The organism is Streptomyces sp. NPDC002130, from assembly GCF_040296465.1.
Lineage (GTDB): Bacteria > Actinomycetota > Actinomycetes > Streptomycetales > Streptomycetaceae > Streptomyces.
Genome location: NZ_JBEOXI010001145.1, coordinates 1 through 1,118 on the forward strand (window position 1 = coordinate 1; position 1,118 = coordinate 1,118).

The window sequence follows — 1,118 nt, forward strand, 5'->3', positions numbered from 1 at the left end:
GGTACGAGAGAACCGAAGTCGCCGAGCCCGTCCAAATCCGCCTGTTGGTGATGGATCACCATCACCTGAGGTCTCATGGACGCCGGATTACCCAGAGCCTGCTCGACATACACATATGAGACGTCCTGATTGCTCAGCGCTTCCAGATTCCCCTCCCTCACCCGAGCCAGCAATTCTGCGAACGTCGGACTACCGGACGTATCCGTGCGCAGGAGAACAACATTGAAGAAGGATCCGATCATCGGTTCGAGACGGGGATCCGACCTACCCGCAACCAGCGAACCGATCGGAAGATCGGTACCGGCCCCAGCCTTCGTGAGAACGGCGGCCAGCGCGGCTTGCAGGACCATGAACATGCTCGTGCCGGTGCGCGCGGCCAGTGCGTCGATCCTGGCGTGCAGATCCGCGTCGATGTCGACAGAGACCACGTCGCCCCGAGGTTCCGAGTCATCTTCCGGCAACGGAAGATTCACACTGGTCGGTATTCCGTCGAGCGCATCCTGCCAGTACGCAAGTTGCTTCGACGCACGGCTGCCCACGTCCAGGGGGTCTCCCAAGAGTTCGTCCGACCACACGGTGTAGTCGGCGTACGTCAACGCAAGCTCGTCCCAGACCGGTTGATCTCCCTGCGACCTGGCTGCATAAGCAGAGACCAGATCTCCCAGCAGCGGCACTACGGACCACTCGTCGACGGCGATGTAGTGCATGACGAGAAGCAGTGTCCTAGAGCCGTCTTCACCGAGCACCAGATGAACCCGCAACGGTGATTGCTCACGCAGATCCATCGGAAGTTGAGCCAGCTCGAACACCGCTCGGCCCAGGTCGCCGGCACCGACATCGACGACATCGACAGTCGGCCGCACCGATTCTCTTGCCACGACGATACCGTCGACCTCGACGAATGTGGTCCGCAGGGGTTCGTGCCGCGATGTCACATCGTCCAATGCGTGCCCGAGAATCTCCGGATCGATCTTCGATTTCAGGGTCAGTGCCAGAGCATGGCTCGCTTGCGGATGTGCGCCGGCAGAACGGAACAACTCCCACTGACGACGTTGCGGCGCAGACAGACCCATGGTCTCCGGACGCCTCACCGCCGGTGCCAGGACCGGGCGTCCACC

The 1,118-nt window shown here is 61.6% G+C and carries 1 protein-coding gene; it reads right to left on the reverse strand.

What is annotated here, in order from left to right; translation table 11 throughout:
* Window positions 1-1,073, reverse strand: a 1,073-nt coding sequence (locus tag ABT116_RS49140) for a condensation domain-containing protein (RefSeq protein WP_351648112.1), incomplete at its 3' end; no start/stop codon positions are given.
* Between the last annotated feature and the right edge of the window lie 45 nt (window positions 1,074-1,118).